The organism is Bradyrhizobium sp. Leo170 (assembly GCF_004296405.1).
Taxonomy (GTDB): domain Bacteria; phylum Pseudomonadota; class Alphaproteobacteria; order Rhizobiales; family Xanthobacteraceae; genus Bradyrhizobium.
On sequence record NZ_PSRR01000937.1, the window covers coordinates 1 to 291 of the forward strand.

Below are 291 nucleotides of genomic sequence, written 5' to 3' on the forward strand. Positions count from 1 at the left end.
GCTTAGGCTGGACGCGCCCGATAGCACGACGGACCCTCTTGAGTTTACGCGCGTTGTCCAGGCACAGACAGCTGCCCAGCAGGCGGCGATGAGATGGAATGGCATGGGCACAATCGCAACAGAAGCCTTTAAGCTTCCGGGAGCCGGCCTGAACATGGGCGCGACGCACTACCAGGAGGAGAAGGCGAAGCTGGAGGCGGACGGCACCAAGGCGCGGGCGCAGATGGAGGACGAGAGTGAATTCATGGCAAGCTATGAGACGGTGATTCAGGACTTTCTGGGCAAGCTTGC

General features: G+C 60.8%; 1 protein-coding gene. It reads left to right on the forward strand.

Translation table 11 applies throughout. The annotated features are described in order from the left end of the window. Positions 1-103 precede the first annotated feature (103 nt). The coding region (locus CWO89_RS45420; RefSeq protein ID WP_130232075.1) for a hypothetical protein at positions 104-291 on the forward strand (188 nt) is incomplete at its 3' end.